Raw genomic sequence first — 2,306 nt, forward strand, 5'->3', positions numbered from 1 at the left:
AGGCGCGGTGGCCGCGCGGCTCCGTCGCCCGCCGTGTGGCTCCCGTCCCCGGAGGCCGCCCTGCCGCCCATCAGCAACTCCTCGCCCTGATCACGGTCAGGAATGGTAGCCGGTGAACGCCGCCCGCCCGCTCGGTGAACCCCGCCTCACAGTCCACTGACCCGCAGCGTGACGTTCAACCGGCCGGTGAGCCCCAGTTCGGCGGGGCCGGTGCCCGGGCGGATGCGCGGGACACCGTGGAAGGCGAGGCGTGCGGGGCCGCCGAACACGAAGAGGTCACCGCTGTGCAGTTCGACGTCGGTGTACGGCTTGGTGCGCGTGTGCGGATTGCCGAACCGGAAGACGCAGGCGTCCCCGAGGCTGAGCGAGACCACCGGCGCGTCCGCCTCCTCGTCCCGGTCCTGGTGCATGCCCATCCGGGCGTCCGCGTCATAGAAGTTGACCAGCGCGATGTCGTACGCGGCAGCCACGGGTGCGCCCGTGGCCGCCTGCGCGGCCCGGGCCGCCAGCTCCGCCAGTTCCGTCGGCATGGGCTTGACCGGGGCGCCGTCGCCGTCGACGGCGGTCCGGGCGTAGCCGCGCGGTGACCAGTGCCAGCCGAGCCCAAACTGACGCGCCGTCATCTGCCCGCCGCCGGGCGTGCGTACGGTGCGCAGTCCCGCTGGCGGGCGCGCCCACGCGCGGCAGGCGGCCACCAACTCCCGCTGGGCATCCGGGTCGAGCCAGTCGGGCAGGTGCACGGCGCCCGGCGCGATCTCCCGGCGCTCCCGTCCGAACAGTGCGCCCACGTCGCTCACCGCCCTCCCGCCACCGTGTGACGCAGCAGGTCCGTCACCTCGCGCAGGCACTCCGGGAAGTCCTGCCGTCCACGCCCCTCGACCCAGCGGTCGAAGGCGCCGCGGAAGACGACCATCGCGAGCTGTGCGTCCAGGTCCGCGCGGCCCGCGTCCGCCCCGCGCTGCCGCAGCGCGTCCCGCACCGCGGTGGTGACGCCGGCGAGCTTGCTGCGCTCGCGTTCCTGCAGTTCCGGGCTGGCGTCGATCACGGCGCGGCGCTCGTCGGCGTCGTCCGCGTACGCCACGAGCCGGGTGCCGATCGCCGCCAGCGCCTCCAGGGCGGCTGCCAGCGGTGCGGCATCGGCGTCGACGGCGAGCACGGCCTCGGACACGGCCGGTGCCAGTTGCTCCGATCCGGCGAAGAGGACCTCCCGCTTGTCGGGGAAGTACCGGAAGAACGAGCGCCGGGTGAGTCCGGCGTGCTCGGCGATCTGCGTCACCGTCACGCGCTCGTACCCGTGCGTGCGGTACAGCTCCAGCGCCGCCTTCTTGAGCCGCTCTTCCGCTCCCGGATCCCATCTCGCCATGGGCCGACCCTATCAAGTGATGTCTCAGAGTGTCATTGCTGCTAGCGTAGTGATGACACAGGGTGCCATCACTAGGAGGAGACATGGACGCGACCGCGCACACACCGGAGAGCGCACCCGCAGGGACGGACCCGACCGGTGAGGTCTGGATCCTCGGGGCGACGGGCCGCATCGGCCGCCCCGTCGCCGCGCGCCTCCTCGCGCAGGGCCTGACGCCCGTACTGGTGGGCCGTGACTCCGAGCGGCTGCACCGGCTACGGGAGGACCTCGGCCGGGGCGCCGACGTGCCGCTCGTCGTGGCCGACGGCACAGAGGCGGTCGTCGCGGAGATCGGGCGGCGGCGACCGGCCGTGGTCGTCAACACCCTGGGCGGGTATGGCGATGCGGCGGTGCGGACCGCACGGGCCTGCATGCCGGGCGGGCACTACCTGGACCTGGCCAACGACCTCACCGCGCTGCCCCGCCTGTTCGCGCTGCAGCACGAGGCGGTCGACGCGGGCAGCTCGGTGCTGACCGGCGTCGGGTTCGGCGTCCTCGCGACCGAGGCGGTCGTCGTGTCGCTGTGCGAGGGCCGCCCGACACCCGATCACGTACGGGTCGACGCGCTGGCGTCGGTGGGCACCGAGGCGGGTGTGGTGGGCGAGGCACTCGCCGGTTCGCTCCTGGACGGACTGGCCATCGGTGGCCGTCGCTACCGCGGCGGGCGCCTGGTCGGGGACCGGATCGGCGCGGATCCGCAGCGCATCGCGCTGCCCGACGGGGAGAGCGTGACCGCGGCGGGCATCTCCTCCGGCGAACTGCTCGCCGCACAGCGTGCCAGCGGCGCCCTCTCGGTCACCGCCGCGTCGAACCACGCCCCGACCGGCCGTGCCGCGCGCCTCGCGCTCCCCCTGCTGTCGGCCCTGGTCTCACCCCGGCCCGTGCGGCGGCCGGCGCTGCGCGG

3 protein-coding genes are annotated in these 2,306 nt (G+C 74.4%); 1 reads left to right on the forward strand and 2 read right to left on the reverse strand.

Features of this window, described 5'->3' with window-relative positions:
• Nucleotides 1–146: 146 nt before the first annotated feature.
• Together G3I40_RS39845 and G3I40_RS39850 are read right to left on the reverse strand one after the other, a co-directional pair.
• Nucleotides 147–797: an alpha-ketoglutarate-dependent dioxygenase AlkB gene (locus tag G3I40_RS39845; protein WP_164559700.1), complete on the reverse strand. Its 651-nt coding sequence runs from the start codon at nucleotides 795–797 to the stop codon at nucleotides 147–149.
• Nucleotides 794–1,363: a TetR/AcrR family transcriptional regulator gene (locus G3I40_RS39850; RefSeq protein WP_164559702.1), complete on the reverse strand. Its 570-nt coding sequence runs from the start codon at nucleotides 1,361–1,363 to the stop codon at nucleotides 794–796. Before G3I40_RS39850 ends, G3I40_RS39845 begins: the two co-directional genes overlap by 4 nt.
• Nucleotides 1,364–1,446: 83 nt before the next feature.
• Here G3I40_RS39850 and G3I40_RS39855 point away from each other — a divergent pair.
• Nucleotides 1,447–2,306: hypothetical protein (locus tag G3I40_RS39855; protein ID WP_164559704.1), on the forward strand; the 860-nt coding region annotated here is incomplete at its 3' end.

The organism is Streptomyces sp. SID14478, from assembly GCF_010548525.1.
Classification (GTDB): Bacteria; Actinomycetota; Actinomycetes; order Streptomycetales; family Streptomycetaceae; genus Streptomyces.

Coding starts and splice junctions, on each gene's coding strand:
- G3I40_RS39850 (WP_164559702.1), bottom strand. CDS start 1,363: ATGGCGAGATGGGATCCGGGAGCGGAAGAGCGGCTCAAGAAGGCGGCG.